Here is a 16,418-nt window from a genome sequence, read left to right on the forward strand (position 1 = left end):
GCGGTGTGTCAGTTGACATTGATTTATCTGACACACCGCATTCGCGAGCAAGCCCGCTCCCACAGTTTGAATCTTCAGTAATCTTGAATTTTCATTCACAGCAGGCTCGCTCACACAGAAAACTGCATGCCGATCAATATTCAATGGAGTTGTCTTTATGGGCCCATGGCTCGATAGCATCACCGGCTGGCTGAGCGTCAACCCGCAATGGCTGGCGGTGGCGGTGTTCATTGTTGCCTGTGTGGAGTGCCTGGCCATTGCCGGGTTGATCGTGCCCGGCACCGTGATGCTGTTCGCCATCGCCGTGCTGGCCGGCAGCGGTGCGCTGTCCCTGGGAGAGACGTTGCTGCTCGGCCTGCTCGGCGGTCTGCTGGGGGACCTGATTTCATATTTCCTGGGCCGGAACTTCCACCAGAACATCCGCCGCCTGCCAGGCCTGCGCCAGCATCCCGAATGGATGAGCGCGGCGGAAAGCTATTTCCAGCGCTACGGTATCGCCAGCCTGCTGGTCGGCCGTTTTATCGGCCCGCTAAGACCGATGCTGCCGATGGTGGCTGGGATGTGCGACATGCCGTTCCCGCGCTTCGCCGCCGTCAGCCTGTTGGCCGCAACCGGCTGGACCGTGGCTTACCTGCTGCCGGGCTGGGCCACGGGTGCAGCGTTCCGGCTGCCGTTGCCGGAGGGTTTCTGGCCCCAGGCCGGTGTCGTCATCGGCAGTATCGCGGTGATGCTCGGCTTGAGCGTCAACAGCAGCCTGCGGCGTCATCGCCATGCCTCCGCGCTGATCGCGGGCATTGGCCTGGTCATCCTGATCGGGTTGTTCATCGGTTTTCGTTACCTGACCGCCTTCGACCAGGGGTTGGTGGCCCTGGTCCAGGAGCATCGCAGCCCGGCGATGGACGAAATCGCCGTGACCTTCACGCTGATCGGCGAATTCCGCAACATGCTGATCTTCAGCGCCCTGCTGACCGCCCTGCTGCTGTTGGCGCGCCAATGGCGCCAGGCAATCTTCGCCGGCGGCACGATGCTGCTCACTTCCCTGGCCAACACCGGCAGCAAGCACTTCTTCGCCCGGGTACGCCCGGAGATCCTGACCGACCCATTGACCAGCTACAGCATGCCCAGCGGCCATGCCTCCGGGGCGTTCGCGCTGTTCCTGAGCCTCGCCATCCTGGCCGGGCGTGGACAACCGCCACGGCTGCGCCTGACCTGGCTGCTGCTGGCCTGCTTGCCGGCGCTGGCGATTGCCTCGTCGCGGGTGTATCTGGGGGCCCATTGGCCAAGCGATGTCGTCGCCGGGGCCGTGCTCGCCGCCAGCGTCTGTGCCGCCGTCCTGTGGCTGAGCCAGCGCCAGGCGCCACTGCCGGCCATGCCGCCGAAAATCTGGTGGTTGATCCTGCCGGCGCTGGTGGCGGTGTTCAGCTTCTTTGCACTGCGGCACCTGCCGCATGCGATGTTGCGGTATGCCTATTGATGCCGAAGCGTTGGCGCCCCCTGTGGGAGCGGGCTTGCTCGCGAATGCGGTGGGTCAGTCAATACATGTCTTGGATGTCACTCCGCATTCGCGGGCAAGCCCGCTCCCACAGTAGGGACGGATGGATTCAGGCGAACAGTTCGCCCTGCAACTCATCCAGCAAAGCCTGGATCGCATCCAGGCGCTGCTGGGGATCGTCGAGTTGCAGCAGGTCGATCTTGTCCAATTCATTGAACGGCAGCAGATAGGCCAGTTGATTGGCCAACGACTGCTGGCCGGTCGCTTCGGTGCCCATGTTCAGGGCTTCGACCATCGGGTGCTCGGCCAGGGCCTTGAGCAGCGCCACCAAGTCAGCGTCTTCATCCTGCAGCGGCTGTTCCGGCTCTTCCTCCAGCCACTCGACTTCAGCCACCGTCAACTGATCCGGCTGGACGCTGCTGCTGTGCACGATAAAACGCCGCCCGCCCTGCACGCGAATGCCCAGCAAGCCGTTTTCCTGCTGGGAAAAATCAGTGATACGCGCTTCACAACCGACCCGCGCATAGCCGTCGGGCGCGTTGCCGACTTCCTCGCCATCGAGAATGCACACCACGCCAAACCCTTCGCCCTTTTTCATGCAGCGACCGATCATGTCGAGGTAACGCGCCTCGAAAATCTGCAAATCAAGCGTGCAGCCAGGAAACAGCACGGTGTTCAACGGGAAAAGCGGCAAGTTCATAACCAGTTCCTTAGACCGTCATCGACACCACCAACGGCAGCAATACCGCCGTGGCCACGCCCATCAGACTCATCGCCAGCGCCGCGAAGGCACCGGACTCCTCGCTTTCCTGCAGCGCCACCGACGTGCCCACCGCATGGGCCGTCAGCCCCAGGGCCATGCCCCGGGCTTCAGGACTATGGACACCGAGCTTGTTCAGAATGCTCGGGCCCAGAATCGCCCCGAGTACGCCGGTGATCAGCACAAATACCGCTGCCATGGCCGCCACGCCGCCAATCTGCTCAGCCACCAGCATGGCAATCGGCGAAGTCACCGACTTGGGCGCCATGGTCATCAGGATCATGTGTTCGGCGCCAAACGCCCAGCCCAGCGCCACCGCAGAGCCGGTGGCAAACACCCCGCCTATCACCAGCGTAGTAAAAATCGGCCAGAACAATTGCCGGATCCGTCGCAGATTCAAATACAACGGCACCGCCAGGGCAACCGTGGCCGGGCCCAGCAGGATGCTGAGAATCTCGGTGCTCTTGCGGTACTCGGCGTAGCTGATGCCGCAACCGACCAGCACGCCGATCAGCAGCACCATGGACATCAGCACCGGTTGCAGGAACACCCAGCGGGTCTTCTCGAACGCCGCCAGCACCAGTTGGTAGGCGCCCAGGGTAATGCCGATGCCGAACAGCGGATGATGGATCACCGAACTCCATGCGCCTTGCCAGTCGAGGATCATTGGCCGTCCTCCGGCGCAGGCGCGTGACGCCTGGACAGGCGCTGCATCAACACGCCGGTAAACGCCATGGACAGCACCAGCGACAACACCAGCGCACCGACAATGGCCCAGAAGTCGGCGGCGATGGCCCGGGCGTAGACCATCACCCCCACGGCAGGCGGCACCAGCAGCAACGGCAGGTAGCGCAGCAGGCTTGCGGCGGCCAGGTTCAAGGGCTCGCCGACTTCGCCGCGAATGATCAAATAACCCAGCAACAGCAAAAGGCCGATGATCGGCCCCGGCAATACCGGCAAGAACAAATGATTGATCGCAGTGCCCAGCAATTGAAACAGCACCAGCCAGGTCAGGCCCCGTAGCAACATCCGTCCTCTCCCCTGCAACGCTTACTCAAAGAATGCGCCGGCATTATAAGCATGCCCGCGCTATGGGTCGGCATTCGTAAAAAGCATGGTCGGTGACCTTCATCGCGCGTCATGTTGATCTACAGTGGTTCTCCGGGGGCACAGATCCCCGCTTCAAAAAAAGACAAAACAGATGAACCAAGGAGAGTCTCAATGCCCTACGTTCCCGTTGCAGCGCTCAAGGATTATGTCGGCAAGGAACTTGGACGTTCCGAATGGCTGACCATCGATCAGGACCGCATCAACCTGTTCGCCGAAGCCACTGGCGACTTTCAATTCATCCATGTCGACCCGGTCAAGGCCGCACAGACCCCGTTCGGCAGCACCATCGCCCACGGTTTCCTGTCGCTGTCGCTGATGCCCAAGCTGATGGAAGACATCCTGATCCTGCCCGAAGGCGTGAAGATGGTCGTCAATTACGGGCTGGACAGCGTGCGCTTCATCCAGCCGGTGAAGGTTGATTCCAAGGTCCGGCTCAAGGTCGACCTGGTGGAAGTCACCGAGAAAAAACCCGGCCAATGGCTGCTCAAGGCCACCGCCACCCTGGAAATCGAAGGGTCGGAAAAACCCGCCTACATCGCCGAGCCCCTGTCGCTCTGCTTCGTCTAGCCCCACGCGGCGGCGAAACCGCTCAGGCAGTTTCGCACCGCTTCTGTATATCTAACGCGCATAGCTGCGGCATACTCGTCGCCTGATCAACTGGATCCTGTTATGCGCACACTTGTCCCCCTGACCCTGACCTTGTTGCTTACCGCCTGCGGTGATGGCGATTCGCTGCTGCCCCCCGACGCGCGCCTGCCCGATGGCGGACGCTATCGCGGCGACCTCGTGGACGGGCTGCTGCAAGGCCAGGGGCGCATCGACTATCCCAACGGCAGCTGGTACGCCGGCCAGTTCGACAAAGGCCAGTGGCACGGCACCGGGGAGTGGCATGGCAGCAATGGCGAGGTCTATCGCGGCCAATTCCAGCAAGGCCTGTTCCACGGACAGGGCAGCCTGACCACGCCGACCAGCAGCTACACCGGCAGCTTCAAGCAAGGCCGGCGGGACGGTGAAGGGACGCTCAAGGAAAACGGCATGACCTACCGTGGCGAGTTCAAGGCCGATCGGTACTCCGGCCTCGGGCGCCTCGAGCTCGACGACGGCAGCCAGTACCAAGGCCCGTTCGTCAACGGCAAGCCGAACGGCGAAGGCCAACGCTTCGATGCCAGCGGCAACCAGTTCACCGGCCACTTCGTCGATGGCCAGCTCCAGGGCAAGGGCACCTTCAACAGCGCCGATGGCGATGTTTATGTCGGTGGCTTCAAGAACAACCAGCTCAACGGTCGCGGGCGTTACGAAAACGCCGACGGCGATGTCTGGATCGGCCAGTTCAAGGATGGCGCGCTGACCGGCAAGGGCGAATTGATCGGCGCCGATGGCAGTCATTATCTTGGCCACTTCAATGAATGGCGCTTCACCGGTGAGGGACGACTCAACCTGCCCGATGGCAGCTTTTATGTCGGCCAGTTCGAAAGCGACAGCTACCATGGGCGCGGCACCCTGGTGCTGACCGACGGCACCGTCCAAAGCGGCACCTGGGCCAACGGCCAGCGGATCCGCGACGCCGACGGCAGGCTGCTGCCGGATGTGCTCGAACGCGGCATCCTGGCCCAGGGCCGCCTGCTGGACGATGCCCTGGCGAACATTCCCGCTTCCACCCCGGCGATAGAGCTGTACAGCCTGACCCTGGGCGGCGACGGCAAGCAGAGCGTGTTCCTGCGCGAATCCGACTACGTCGCCAACATGCTCGCCAGCCGCTTTGGCGCGTTCGGCCAGATTCGCCTGGTCAACCATCGCGATCACCTCGGCGACCGGCCCATGGCCAGTCGCGAAAGCCTGCGCCGCGCCGCCGCCACCCTGGCCGAACGCAGCGGCCCGGAAGACCTGATCTTCATCTACCTGACCAGCCACGGCACCAGCGAGCATGAATTGGTGCTCGATCAACCGCGCATGGAACTGGCCGACCTGCCCGCCGACGAGCTGGCCGTGGTGCTGGCGCCGCTGAAGAACCGCGACAAGATCGTGGTGATCTCGGCGTGCTATTCCGGCGGTTTCATTCCGGCGCTCAAGGATGAACGCACGCTGATCATGACCGCTTCCCGGGCCGACCGGGTGTCCTTCGGCTGTTCCGAAGAGGCCAACTTCACTTACTTCGGCGACGCGCTGTTCGCCCAGGCGCTGAACCAGACCGATGACTTGGAACAAGCCTTCAAACGGGCCAAGGGCATCGTTGCCGAGCGGGAACAGGCAGACAATTTCGAAGCATCCGAGCCGCAGATATGGGCGCCCCGGACGGTGCTTTCCCACTGGGGACTGCTGCGCAAACAACAGGCGCGAAAAGCATTGCAAAGTGCTGCATTGAACGACGAGGCCAAAAAGAGCAACTAAGCTGAACCGTATCAAGGGGGAAACACTATGTACTTGACGCCTCAGCATGTTTTGCTCGCCGGTGCCACCGGGCTGACCGGGGAACACTTGCTCGATCGGCTGCTCAGCGAGCCGACGATCACGCGAGTACTGGCGCCGACCCGTCGGCCATTGGCCAGACATCCACACCTGGAAAACCCGGTTGGGGAACCGGCCGATGTACTGCCCCGCCTCGGCGGCCAGGTCGACATCGCCTTTTGCTGCCTCGGCACGACGATCAAGCAGGCCGGCTCGGAACAGGCTTTTCGCGCGGTGGACCTGGACCTGGTCGTGGCCTTTGCCAAGCGTGCCCGGGAACTGGGGGCACGGCATTTGATTGTGATCAGCGCCCTGAACGCCGACGCCAAGTCATCGATTTTCTACAACCGGGTCAAAGGCGAAATGGAGGCGGCCCTCAAGGCCCAGGACTGGCCGCAGTTGACCATCTGCCGTCCTTCACTGCTGCTGGGCGAGCGCGTCGAACCACGCCTGGCCGAGCAACTGGCCGGGCCCTTGTCGAAACTCATCCCGGGCAAATACCACGGCATCGAAGCCTGCCAACTGGCCCGCGCCATGTGGCGCCTGGCGCTGGAAGAACAGGACGGGGTGCGGGTGGTGGAGTCGGATGAGTTGCGTAAGCTGGGCAAATGATTCTGCAGCGTCTGACTGGGCCTCATCGCGAGCAAGCTCGCTCCCACAGGGATCGCATTCTTTCTGGAGAAATTTGGTCAACTGTGGGAGCGGGCTTGCTCGCGAAGGGCGCACCGCCGGTCCAAAGTCGAACACTTATTGTGGCAAGGGAGCTTGCTCCCGCTCGGCTGCGCAGCAGTCGCCTTCGGGTTTGAATCAGAGCAAAAAGCTTGGGGCCGCTGCGCAGCCCAGCGGGAGCAAGCTCCCTCGCCACGGGGGGTCGTGGTGTTTTTTATAGCCCGCCAGTGGCTTGGAACCCTACACCCATCGCCGTAAACAACGACAACGGCAGCAACAAGGTATCGAGCAACGCACTGCCCGGCAGGTCGACACCCGGGTAGCTTGGGGCTTCAGCACCAAAGCGGTCCTTGGCGCAGCAGCCGCCATTAAGCGCGTAGAGATCCAGCCGTGTCCCCGCATACACCACCGGCGCGCCGGGCTTGGCGGCGTCGAGGGTGCGGGCGGTGGCGCAGCCGGTCAGCTGCAGCGCCAGCAAGACCATCAGCAGCTTATTCATCAATGCTCAAATGATGCTCGCCCCAGCGCGGCAGCATGTCCTGGGGGATGTTCAGCAGATTGAGAATCCGCGCGACCACGAAATCGATCAGGTCATCGATGGTCTGTGGCTGGTGATAAAACCCTGGCGAGGCCGGCAGGATGGTCACGCCCATGTTCGACAGCTTGAGCATGTGCTCCAGATGAATGCTCGAATACGGCGCTTCCCGCGGCACCAGGATCAACTGGCGACGCTCCTTGAGCGTGACGTCCGCAGCCCGTTCGATCAGGTTGTTGCAGGCCCCTGTCGCAATCGCCGACAGCGTCCCCGTGGAACATGGCACTACCACCATGGCCGCCGGCGCGCCGGAGCCCGAAGCCACCGGCGACATCCAGTCTTCCTTGCCATACACACGAATTTGTCCCGCCGCCGCCCCGGTGTACTCGGTGAGGAAAGCCTGCATCATCTGCGTCTTGGGCGGCAGGGTCACGTCGGTTTCGGTGGCCATCACCAACTGCGCCGCCTTGGAGATGAGGAAATGCACCTCGCGGTCTTCCCGCACCAGGCAATCGAGCAGGCGCAAGCCGTACTGGGCGCCGGAAGCACCGGTCATCGCTAGCGTGATGCGTTCGGGGCCGTTGCTTTCCAAGCGAGTGTTCATTTCAGCGCCTCGGCCAGTTTGCCGTGCAGGCCGCCGAAGCCGCCGTTGCTCATGATCACCACATGAGTGCCGGGTTGGGCCTGGCTCTTCACGCGCTCGATGATGCCTTCCAGGGAGTCGCTGACAATCGACGGCACCGTGCACAGCGCGGCGGTGGCGCCCAGGTCCCAGCCGAGGTTGGCCGGTGCGTACCAAATCACCTGGTCGGCATCGACCACGCTTTCCGGCAGGCCGTCGCGGTGGGCGCCGAGCTTCATGGAGTTGGAACGCGGCTCGATGATCGCGATCAGCGGCGCATCACCGATACGCTTGCGCAAACCGTCGAGGGTGGTGGCGATGGCGGTCGGATGGTGAGCGAAGTCGTCATAAATGGTGATGCCGCGCACTTCGGCGACTTTCTCCATGCGGCGCTTGACGCTCTTGAACGCGCTCAACGCGGCAATGCCCATGGACGGCACCACGCCAACATGGCGGGCCGCCGCCAGGGTGGCCAGGGCATTGGCGACGTTATGCTGGCCGGTCATGTCCCACTCGACCACGCCATGGGACACGCCTTCGAACATCACTTCGAACTGCGAACCATCGTCCTTGAGCAACTTCACTTGCCACTGCCCGCCCGCGCCGGTGGTTTGCACCGGGGTCCAGCAGCCCATCTCGATGACGCGCTGCAACGCCGGCTCGGTGGTCGGGTGAATGACCAGGCCCTCGCTGGGGATGGTGCGCACCAAATGGTGGAACTGCCGCTCGATGGCCGGCAGATCAGGGAAGATGTCGGCGTGATCGAATTCAAGGTTGTTGAGGATCGCCGTGCGTGGTCGGTAGTGGACGAATTTCGAGCGCTTGTCGAAGAACGCGCTGTCGTATTCATCAGCCTCAATCACAAAGAACGGCGTGCCACCCAGGCGCGCCGACACCGAGAAGTTCTGCGGCACGCCACCGATCAAGAAGCCCGGGCTCATGCCCGCGTGCTCAAGCACCCAGGCGAGCATGCTGCTGGTGGTGGTCTTGCCATGAGTGCCGGCCACGGCCAGGACCCAACGGCCCTGCAGCACATGATCGGCCAGCCACTGCGGCCCGGACACGTATGGCAAGCCCTTGTTGAGCACGTATTCCACCGCTGGGTTGCCCCGGGACATGGCGTTGCCGATGACCACCAGGTCCGGCGCCGGGTCCAGTTGCGCCGGGTCGTAGCCTTGGGTCAGCTCGATGCCCTGGGCTTCCAGCTGGGTGCTCATCGGCGGGTAGACGTTGGCGTCGGAGCCGGTGACGTGATGGCCCAGTTCCTTGGCCAAGACAGCCATCGAACCCATGAAAGTGCCGCAAATACCGAGAATATGGATGTGCATAGTCGACCTCGTAAAACATGGCCGCAGGTTAGCGTAGGGAGGGGGAAATCGCACCTTGTGTTTCGATTTCCCGCCGCTGGGACACCGCAAATTCCCTGTGTGCGAGCTTGCTCGCGATGGCAGTGGGTCAGTTGGCAGCAATGTTGAATGTACGACCCGGCTTTATGTGGCGAGGGAGCTTGCTCCCGCTCGACTGCGCAGCAGTCGCCTTCGGTTTCAGGGTGGAAAGAAACTGGGGGCTGCTTCGCAGCCCAGCGGGAGCAAGCTCCCTCGCCACATAGAGCTGGGTTGACTGGGGGATGATGGTTGTCAGCGGGCGATGGCGTGTTTGCGCAGTTTTCGGTAGAGGGTGTTGCGGCTGATGCCCAATTGTTCGGCGGTGTGGGTCATGTGCCAGCGCTGACGCTCCAGCGCGTCGATCAGCGCCAACCGTTCGGCGTCGTCCAACGGCCGCTCGGCCACCGGTTCAACCATCACCGTCGCTGGACGCTGGCGAATCATCGCCGGCAGGTCTTCCAGGCCGATTCGCCCGTCGTCACACAACGCGGCGAGGGTCCGCAGCACATTGCGCAGTTGCCGCACATTCCCCGGCCAGTCGAAGCCCAGCAATGCCTGGCGCGCCGGTTCGTCGAGGGTCACGGCGTCAGCGCCCGCCTCTTCGGCCAGCAGGAAGTCCAGCAACTGAGACTTATCACTGCGCTCGCGCAACGCCGGGAGCGGGATTTCCAAGCCGTTGAGCCGGTAATACAAATCCTCACGGAAGCTGCCGTCCCGCACCCGGTCGAGCAACTGACGGTGGGTGGCGCTGATGATGCGCACGTTCACCGCCTCGGGCTCGCCGCCAATGGGCACCACCTGGCGATCTTCCAGCACCCGCAGCAAACGGGTCTGCAAGGCCAGAGGCATGTCGCCGATTTCATCGAGGAACAGCGTGCCGCCGTCGGCCTGTTGCAGCTTGCCGCGCATACCTTCCTTGCGCGCGCCGGTGAAGCTGCCGCCGCGATAACCGAACAGCTCGCTCTCGATCAGGCTTTCCGGGATGGCCGCGCAGTTGAGGGCGACGAAATGTTTGCCGGCGCGCTGGCTGGCGTGGTGTACAGCCTTGGCGAAGGCTTCTTTGCCGGAGCCGGTTTCGCCGTGGATCAGCAGCGGCACATCGCGTTCGAACACCCGCAAGGCTTTGCGAAAATGCTCCTGCAACGCCGCATCTCCCAGGCAGATGCCCGGCAATCGCGCAGGCTCGATGACCTTGAGCGCCGGGGCGACCGGCACCGGGACGCTGCGGGGTTGGCCGCGCAGTACGGCGAACAGATGCCGACCGTCACGGGTGCGCAACGGCCAACTTGCGCTGGCCTGGGCGCTGGCGCGACCGAGCAACTCGTCCAAAGAACAGTCGAAAAACTCTTCCACCCGCTGGCCCAGAAGACCGCCGCGAATATGCCCCAAGAGGTTGAGCGCGCTCTGATTGACGGCGCTGATCCGGCCTTCGCCGTCGAACGCCAGCAACCCTTCGCTGAACAGCCCCACGGACTCGGCCTGCAAATGAAAGCGCAGCAGCCACTGATTCTCGAAGCAACGGAGGAAATAGCAGCTCTCGATCATCTTCGCCGAGAGGTTGACCAGGGCCATGGTGTGGAACTGGCTCTGGCGCGACACGTCCGGCCGGGCCGAGGACACGTCGAGCACCGCCAGCAGTTCGCCCTGGGGGTCGAAGACCGGGCTGGCCGAGCAGGTCAGGCCGGTGTGGCGGCCGCGAAAATGTTCTTCCTGGTGGATGGTCAGGGCCTGGCGTTCCACCAGGCAGGTGCCGATGCCGTTGGTGCCTTCGCAGGCTTCGCTCCAGTCGGCGCCGAGCCAGAGACCGGCCCGTTCGAAAATCTTCCGTTCGCTGGGGGCGGTGACGCAGTTGAGGATCACGCCGCGAGCGTCGGTCAGCAGCACGGCGTGGCCGGCGCCGGAGAGTTGTTGATGCAGGCTGTTCATTTCATTGCCGGCGATGTGCAGCACTTGTTGCAGGCGCTCGCGGCTTTCCAGCACCCGGCCATGTTCGAGCACCGTCGGCGCCAGGTTCTGGGCCGGGTCGAGGTGATAGTCCTCGAGGCAGCGCAGCCAGGAACGGGCAATCGACGGGTCGCTGCCCGGCCCCTGCAGATGGGCCTTGCCCTGGGTAACCGTCAGGACTTGCTGGGCATGGCGACTCAAGTGGTTGCTGTGCATTTCTTATTGTTCTCCCCGAAGGACCTTTTGGACCTGCCGACACATTACCCCGTGGCAGGGAGCTTGCTCCCGCTGGGCTGCGCAGCAGCCCCAAAACCTGAGTTTGCGGTGTATCAGGCTGACCGAGTTGGCGGCCTTGGGACCGCTTCGCGCTCCAGCGGGAGCAAGCTCCCTCGCCACAACGGTGCTTGGCAGGCCAACTGGGTGTAGCCCAGCATCCTCCAGCCCAACAGCCTTTGCAATGCTGGCGCGACCTGCCAGTCACAGACTGTCTCGCATCTGGCACAAACTGTCACACCCGCTGTATCGCAAGCGTCACACCCCCCATCCGTTTGTCCGACCAACTCCTCCTAAGGTCTTGATTTACGGGCCCTGCAAGGCAATGGCCCAACCTTTGCTCTAGGCTTAAGTACCAGCGCGTATTTGCGCGGCTCCCTTATAAGCACAAAAGCCAAGGAGAACTCATCATGCGTTACGCTCACCCCGGTACTGAAGGCGCTATCGTTTCGTTCAAGGCAAAATACGGTAACTACATCGGCGGCGAGTTCGTCGCGCCTGTCAAAGGTCAGTACTTCACCAATACGTCCCCGGTCAATGGCCAGCCCATTGCCGAATTCCCACGTTCTACCGCCGAAGACATCGACAAAGCCCTGGACGCTGCCCACGCTGCCGCTGATGCCTGGGGTGCCACCTCGGTCCAGGCCCGTTCGCTGATCCTGCTGAAAATCGCCGACCGCATCGAGCAGAATCTCGAACTGCTGGCGATCACCGAGTCCTGGGACAACGGCAAGGCCGTGCGCGAAACCCTCAACGCCGACATCCCCCTGGCCGCCGACCACTTCCGCTACTTCGCCGGTTGCCTGCGGGCCCAGGAAGGCAGCGCCGCCGAGATCGACGGCAACACCGTGGCCTATCACATCCACGAACCGCTGGGCGTGGTCGGGCAGATCATCCCGTGGAACTTCCCGCTGCTGATGGCCGCGTGGAAACTCGCTCCGGCCCTGGCCGCCGGTAACTGCGTCGTGCTCAAGCCTGCCGAGCAAACCCCACTGGGCATTTGCGTGCTCATGGAACTGATCGGCGACCTGCTGCCGCCAGGCGTGCTCAACGTGGTGCAAGGTTTCGGCAAAGAAGCCGGCGAAGCCCTCGCCACCAGCAAGCGCATCGCCAAGATCGCCTTCACTGGCTCGACCCCAGTCGGTTCGCACATCATGAAATGCGCCGCCGAGAACATCATCCCGTCTACCGTGGAACTGGGCGGCAAGTCGCCGAACATCTTCTTCGAAGACATCATGCAGGCCGAACCGAGCTTCATTGAAAAAGCCGCCGAAGGCCTGGTGCTGGCGTTCTTCAACCAGGGCGAAGTCTGCACCTGCCCATCCCGGGCGCTGGTCCAGGAATCGATCTACGACGAATTCATGCAAGTGGTGATGAAGAAAGTCCTGCAGATCAAGCGCGGCGACCCGCTGGACACCGACACCATGGTCGGTGCCCAGGCGTCCGAGCAGCAATTCGACAAGATTCTTTCGTACCTGGAAATCGCCAAGGGCGAAGGCGCCGAGCTGCTGACCGGCGGCAAGGTGGAAAAACTCGAAGGCAACCTGGCCAGCGGTTACTACATCCAGCCGACCCTGCTCAAGGGCACCAACAAGATGCGTGTGTTCCAGGAAGAAATCTTCGGCCCAGTGGTGAGCATCACCACCTTCAAGGACGAAGCCGAAGCCCTGGCGATCGCCAACGACACCGAGTTCGGCCTCGGCGCCGGCCTGTGGACCCGCGACATCAACCGCGCCTACCGCATGGGCCGGACGATCAAGGCCGGTCGCGTGTGGACCAACTGCTACCACCTGTACCCGGCGCATGCTGCGTTTGGTGGCTACAAGAAGTCCGGCGTGGGTCGTGAGACGCACAAGATGATGCTCGACCATTATCAGCAGACCAAAAACCTGCTGGTGAGCTACGACATCAATCCGTTGGGGTTCTTCTAACTCCATAACGCCACAAAACCTGTGGGAGCGGGCTTGCCCGCGAAGACGGCGGCACATTCACCTTATCAGTGACTGACAAACCGCTTTCGCGAGCAAGCCCGCTCCCACAGGAATCAGTGAATGGCGCTTCATTTCGGGTGACCCGACTTCCCGCGATGGCGCACTCATTCTCACACAGAATCAATGCCCCACTGCTCTGGCATGAGCCTTGCATGCCCGTTCCACAGCAAACCCGAAAGTCCAACAGATCAAACAATAAAAAAGACAGAGAGGACTTATGACAACTACCAACCAACTCAAACCCACACTCGGCACCCTGCATTTATGGGGCATCGCCGTTGGCTTGGTGATTTCCGGCGAGTACTTCGGCTGGAGCTACGGCTGGGGCACCGCAGGGACCCTGGGTTTTCTCGTCACCGCCCTCATGGTGGCGTTGATGTACACCTGCTTCATCTTCAGTTTCACCGAACTGACCACCGCGATTCCCCACGCCGGCGGGCCTTTTGCCTATAGCCGACGGGCCTTCGGCGAGAAAGGCGGATTAATCGCCGGGATCGCCACGCTGATCGAATTCGTCTTTGCGCCCCCGGCCATCGCCATGGCCATCGGCGCCTACCTCAATGTGCAATTTCCGGAACTGGACCCCAAGCTCGCGGCAGTCGGCGCGTACATCGTGTTCATGACCCTGAACATCCTCGGCGTCAGCATTGCCGCCGCGTTCGAGCTGGTGGTCACCGTGCTGGCAGTCGCCGAACTGCTGGTGTTCATGGGCGTGGTCGCGCCGGGCTTCAGTTTCAGCAATTTCGTGCTCAACGGCTGGTCCGGCTCGAATGAATTCAGCCTCGCCTCTATCCCAGGCATTTTCGCGGCGATCCCCTTCGCGATCTGGTTCTTTCTCGCCATCGAAGGCGCGGCCATGGCCGCCGAAGAAGCCAAGGACCCGAAACGCACGATTCCCCGCGCTTACGTCAGCGGCATCTTGACCCTGGTGTTCCTGGCCATCGGCGTGATGATCATGGCCGGCGGCGTGGGCGACTGGCGCACCCTGTCGAACATCAACGACCCGCTGCCCCAGGCCATGAAGGCTGTGGTCGGCAATAATTCAACGTGGATGCACATGCTGGTGTGGATCGGCCTGTTCGGCCTGGTGGCGAGTTTCCACGGGATCATCCTCGGCTACTCGCGCCAGTTCTTCGCCCTGGCCCGGGCCGGTTACCTGCCACGGGGCCTGGCGAAACTGTCGCGCTTCCAGACCCCGCACCGGGCGATCCTGGCCGGTGGCGTGATCGGCATCGCGGCGATCTACAGCGATGGCCTGGTCAACCTGCAAGGCATGACCCTGACCGCAGCGATGATCACCATGTCGGTGTTCGGCGCCATCGTGATGTACATCATCAGCATGCTCAGCCTGTTCAGATTGCGTAAGAGCGAACCGAACCTGGAACGCACCTTCCGCGCCCCGGGCTACCCGATCGTACCGGGCATCGCGCTGTTCCTGGCGGTGGTGTGCCTGGTGGCGATGGCCTGGTTCAACACCGTGATCGGTTTGGTGTTCCTCGGTTTCATGATTGTCGGTTACCTGTATTTCCAACTGACCGCCAAGCAACGCTCCGACGCACCGGCGGACGCTATGCTCACAGGTATCTGAAGTTGCACCGGCGCCGGGCCGAGGGCCCGGTGCCTGCCATATAGAAGTGCACGCAGTCCCGCCCTTGTGGGAGCGGGCTTGCTCGCGAATGCGGTGTGTCATTCAGCGCAGGTGTCGGATGACATACCGCCTTCGCGAGCAAGCCCGCTCCCACAGGGTTGGATCTGTGGTGTTAAGTTTTTTAGAGAATCAGGAGGACACCGCCCATGGCCGCATTCGCCCATTCCGTCGGCGCCCAGACCTACCGCTTCGACAGCCTCAAAGAGCTGATGGCCAAGGCCAGCCCGGCGCGCTCCGGGGATTTCCTCGCCGAAATCGCCGCGCTCAATGACGGTGAACGGGTGGCCGCGCAAATGGCGCTGGCTGACTTGCCCCTCAGCCATTTCCTGCAAGAAATGCTGATCCCTTACGAATCCGACGAAGTCACCCGGCTGATCGTCGACACCCACGACAAACACGCCTTCGCCACCGTCAGTCATCTCACTGTTGGCGGTTTTCGCGACTGGCTCCTCAGCGACGCTGCCGATGAACAGAGCCTGCGGGCACTGGCGCCGGGCCTGACGCCGGAAATGGTCGCCGCCGTGTCGAAGATCATGCGCGTGCAAGACCTGGTGCTGGTGGCACAGAAAATCCGCGTCGTGACCAAATTCCGCGGCACCTTGGGCCTGCGCGGTCGGCTGTCCACCCGCCTGCAACCCAACCACCCCACCGACGAACCCGCCGGGATCGCCGCGAGCATCCTCGACGGCCTGCTCTACGGCAACGGCGACGCCATGATCGGCATCAACCCGGCCACCGACAGCACCGCTTCGATCTGCGCCATGCTGGAAATGCTCGACGCCATCATCCAGCGCTACGACATCCCCACCCAGGGCTGCGTGCTGACCCACGTCACCACGTCCATCGAAGCGGCGAACCGGGGCGTGCCCCTGGACCTGGTGTTCCAGTCCATCGCCGGCACCGAAGCGGCCAACGCCAGTTTTGGCATCAACCTCAACATCTTGAAAGAAGGCTACGACGCCGGGCTCAGCCTGAATCGCGGCACCTTGGGCAACAACCTGATGTACTTCGAAACCGGCCAAGGCAGCGCGCTATCAGCCAATGCCCATCACGGCGTCGATCAACAGACTTGCGAGACGCGGGCCTACGCCGTCGCACGCCATTTCAACCCGTTTCTGGTAAACACGGTTGTAGGATTCATCGGCCCCGAATACCTGTACAACGGTAAACAGATCATCCGCGCCGGCCTCGAAGACCACTTCTGCGGCAAGTTGCTGGGCGTGCCGATGGGCTGCGACATCTGCTACACCAACCACGCCGAAGCCGATCAGGACGATATGGACACCCTGCTGACCCTGCTGGGCGTGGCCGGGATCAACTTCATCATGGGCATCCCCGGCTCCGACGACATCATGCTCAACTACCAGACCACCTCGTTCCACGACGCCCTCTACGCCCGCCAGACCCTGGGCCTGAAACCGGCACCGGAATTCGAAACCTGGCTGGCAAACATGGGCATCTTCACCCAGGCCGATGGCCGGGTGCGGTTCGGCGACAACCTGCCTCCGGCGTTTCGTCACGCCCTCGCGCATTTGGGATAAGCC

14 protein-coding genes and 1 pseudogene are annotated in these 16,418 nt (G+C 62.6%); 7 read left to right on the plus strand and 8 right to left on the minus strand.

Features of this window, described 5'->3' with window-relative positions; genetic code table 11:
• The first annotated feature begins 157 nt into the window (after window positions 1-157).
• A complete protein-coding gene (locus AD663_RS23695; protein ID WP_053214634.1) occupies window positions 158-1,474 on the plus strand; it encodes a bifunctional DedA family/phosphatase PAP2 family protein in 1,317 nt (438 codons plus the stop codon).
• A 127-nt stretch (window positions 1,475-1,601) separates the two neighbouring features.
• Here AD663_RS23695 and AD663_RS23700 read toward each other — a convergent pair whose 3' ends face one another.
• The 3 genes from AD663_RS23700 to AD663_RS23710 are packed head-to-tail and all read right to left on the minus strand — an operon-like array spanning window position 1,602 to window position 3,281.
• On the minus strand, window positions 1,602-2,192 hold the full coding sequence (locus AD663_RS23700; RefSeq protein ID WP_003185797.1) for an LON peptidase substrate-binding domain-containing protein: 591 nt from the start codon (window positions 2,190-2,192) through the stop codon (window positions 1,602-1,604).
• 10 nt (window positions 2,193-2,202) lie between these two features.
• Complete coding sequence (locus AD663_RS23705) at window positions 2,203-2,919, minus strand: LrgB family protein (RefSeq protein WP_003185800.1); 717 nt, start codon at window positions 2,917-2,919, stop codon at window positions 2,203-2,205.
• On the minus strand, window positions 2,916-3,281 hold the full coding sequence (locus tag AD663_RS23710) for a CidA/LrgA family protein (RefSeq protein WP_003185802.1): 366 nt from the start codon (window positions 3,279-3,281) through the stop codon (window positions 2,916-2,918). The genes AD663_RS23705 and AD663_RS23710 overlap by 4 nt, the downstream gene beginning before the upstream one ends.
• Window positions 3,282-3,473: 192 nt before the next feature.
• Between AD663_RS23710 and AD663_RS23715 the strand changes: the two genes are divergently transcribed.
• The 3 genes from AD663_RS23715 to AD663_RS23725 all read left to right on the plus strand — a co-directional run bounded on the left by AD663_RS23715 (window position 3,474) and on the right by AD663_RS23725 (window position 6,419).
• A complete protein-coding gene (locus AD663_RS23715; protein ID WP_003185804.1) occupies window positions 3,474-3,929 on the plus strand; it encodes a MaoC family dehydratase in 456 nt (151 codons plus the stop codon).
• Window positions 3,930-4,031: 102 nt separating this feature from the next.
• The gene (locus tag AD663_RS23720) at window positions 4,032-5,750 is read left to right on the plus strand and encodes a C13 family peptidase (protein WP_053214635.1); all 1,719 of its coding nucleotides are present in this window, start codon (window positions 4,032-4,034) and stop codon (window positions 5,748-5,750) included.
• A 27-nt stretch (window positions 5,751-5,777) separates the two neighbouring features.
• Entirely contained in the window at window positions 5,778-6,419 is a 642-nt protein-coding gene (locus AD663_RS23725; protein WP_053214636.1) for an oxidoreductase, read from the plus strand.
• A gap of 271 nt (window positions 6,420-6,690) precedes the next feature.
• Here AD663_RS23725 and AD663_RS23730 read toward each other — a convergent pair whose 3' ends face one another.
• From AD663_RS23730 to AD663_RS23745, 4 genes are all read right to left on the minus strand, one after another.
• Window positions 6,691-6,975, minus strand: a complete 285-nt coding sequence (locus tag AD663_RS23730) for a YceK/YidQ family lipoprotein (protein WP_053214637.1) — start codon at window positions 6,973-6,975, stop codon at window positions 6,691-6,693.
• Complete coding sequence (gene ubiX, locus AD663_RS23735) at window positions 6,968-7,615, minus strand: flavin prenyltransferase UbiX (RefSeq protein WP_053214638.1); 648 nt, start codon at window positions 7,613-7,615, stop codon at window positions 6,968-6,970. Before ubiX ends, AD663_RS23730 begins: the two co-directional genes overlap by 8 nt.
• Window positions 7,612-8,961: a UDP-N-acetylmuramate:L-alanyl-gamma-D-glutamyl-meso-diaminopimelate ligase gene (gene mpl / locus AD663_RS23740; protein ID WP_053214639.1), complete on the minus strand. Its 1,350-nt coding sequence runs from the start codon at window positions 8,959-8,961 to the stop codon at window positions 7,612-7,614. Before mpl ends, ubiX begins: the two co-directional genes overlap by 4 nt.
• Before the next feature lie 309 nt (window positions 8,962-9,270).
• Complete coding sequence (locus AD663_RS23745; protein ID WP_053214640.1) at window positions 9,271-11,178, minus strand: sigma-54-dependent Fis family transcriptional regulator; 1,908 nt, start codon at window positions 11,176-11,178, stop codon at window positions 9,271-9,273.
• A gap of 467 nt (window positions 11,179-11,645) precedes the next feature.
• Between AD663_RS23745 and AD663_RS23750 the strand changes: the two genes are divergently transcribed.
• Both AD663_RS23750 and eat read left to right on the plus strand, forming a co-directional pair.
• Complete coding sequence (locus AD663_RS23750) at window positions 11,646-13,166, plus strand: aldehyde dehydrogenase family protein (RefSeq protein WP_053214641.1); 1,521 nt, start codon at window positions 11,646-11,648, stop codon at window positions 13,164-13,166.
• Between the two features lie 277 nt (window positions 13,167-13,443).
• Complete coding sequence (eat, locus tag AD663_RS23755) at window positions 13,444-14,814, plus strand: ethanolamine permease (protein ID WP_053214642.1); 1,371 nt, start codon at window positions 13,444-13,446, stop codon at window positions 14,812-14,814.
• Between the two features lie 64 nt (window positions 14,815-14,878).
• On the opposite strand, the pseudogene AD663_RS29715 reads toward eat, so the two are convergent.
• Window positions 14,879-14,968, minus strand: a pseudogene (locus AD663_RS29715) (metal ABC transporter ATP-binding protein); the annotation flags it as partial.
• 52 nt (window positions 14,969-15,020) lie between these two features.
• On the opposite strand from AD663_RS29715, the gene AD663_RS23760 reads away from it, so the two are divergent.
• Window positions 15,021-16,415, plus strand: coding sequence for an ethanolamine ammonia-lyase subunit EutB (locus AD663_RS23760; protein ID WP_053214643.1), 1,395 nt, complete (start codon window positions 15,021-15,023; stop codon window positions 16,413-16,415).
• The last annotated feature ends 3 nt before the right edge of the window (window positions 16,416-16,418 follow it).

The sequence above is a fragment of the Pseudomonas sp. Q12-87 genome (assembly GCF_001269755.1).
GTDB lineage: Bacteria > Pseudomonadota > Gammaproteobacteria > Pseudomonadales > Pseudomonadaceae > Aquipseudomonas > Aquipseudomonas fluorescens_S.

Coding starts and splice junctions, on each gene's coding strand:
- AD663_RS23730 (WP_053214637.1), bottom strand. CDS start 6,975: ATGAATAAGCTGCTGATGGTCTTGCTGGCGCTGCAGCTGACCGGCTGC.
- eat (WP_053214642.1), top strand. CDS start 13,444: ATGACAACTACCAACCAACTCAAACCCACACTCGGCACCCTGCATTTA.
- AD663_RS23745 (WP_053214640.1), bottom strand. CDS start 11,178: ATGCACAGCAACCACTTGAGTCGCCATGCCCAGCAAGTCCTGACGGTT.
- AD663_RS23710 (WP_003185802.1), bottom strand. CDS start 3,281: ATGTTGCTACGGGGCCTGACCTGGCTGGTGCTGTTTCAATTGCTGGGC.
- AD663_RS23750 (WP_053214641.1), top strand. CDS start 11,646: ATGCGTTACGCTCACCCCGGTACTGAAGGCGCTATCGTTTCGTTCAAG.
- AD663_RS23705 (WP_003185800.1), bottom strand. CDS start 2,919: ATGATCCTCGACTGGCAAGGCGCATGGAGTTCGGTGATCCATCATCCG.
- mpl (WP_053214639.1), bottom strand. CDS start 8,961: ATGCACATCCATATTCTCGGTATTTGCGGCACTTTCATGGGTTCGATG.
- AD663_RS23695 (WP_053214634.1), top strand. CDS start 158: ATGGGCCCATGGCTCGATAGCATCACCGGCTGGCTGAGCGTCAACCCG.
- AD663_RS23700 (WP_003185797.1), bottom strand. CDS start 2,192: ATGAACTTGCCGCTTTTCCCGTTGAACACCGTGCTGTTTCCTGGCTGC.
- AD663_RS23725 (WP_053214636.1), top strand. CDS start 5,778: ATGTACTTGACGCCTCAGCATGTTTTGCTCGCCGGTGCCACCGGGCTG.
- AD663_RS23715 (WP_003185804.1), top strand. CDS start 3,474: ATGCCCTACGTTCCCGTTGCAGCGCTCAAGGATTATGTCGGCAAGGAA.
- AD663_RS23760 (WP_053214643.1), top strand. CDS start 15,021: ATGGCCGCATTCGCCCATTCCGTCGGCGCCCAGACCTACCGCTTCGAC.
- ubiX (WP_053214638.1), bottom strand. CDS start 7,615: ATGAACACTCGCTTGGAAAGCAACGGCCCCGAACGCATCACGCTAGCG.
- AD663_RS23720 (WP_053214635.1), top strand. CDS start 4,032: ATGCGCACACTTGTCCCCCTGACCCTGACCTTGTTGCTTACCGCCTGC.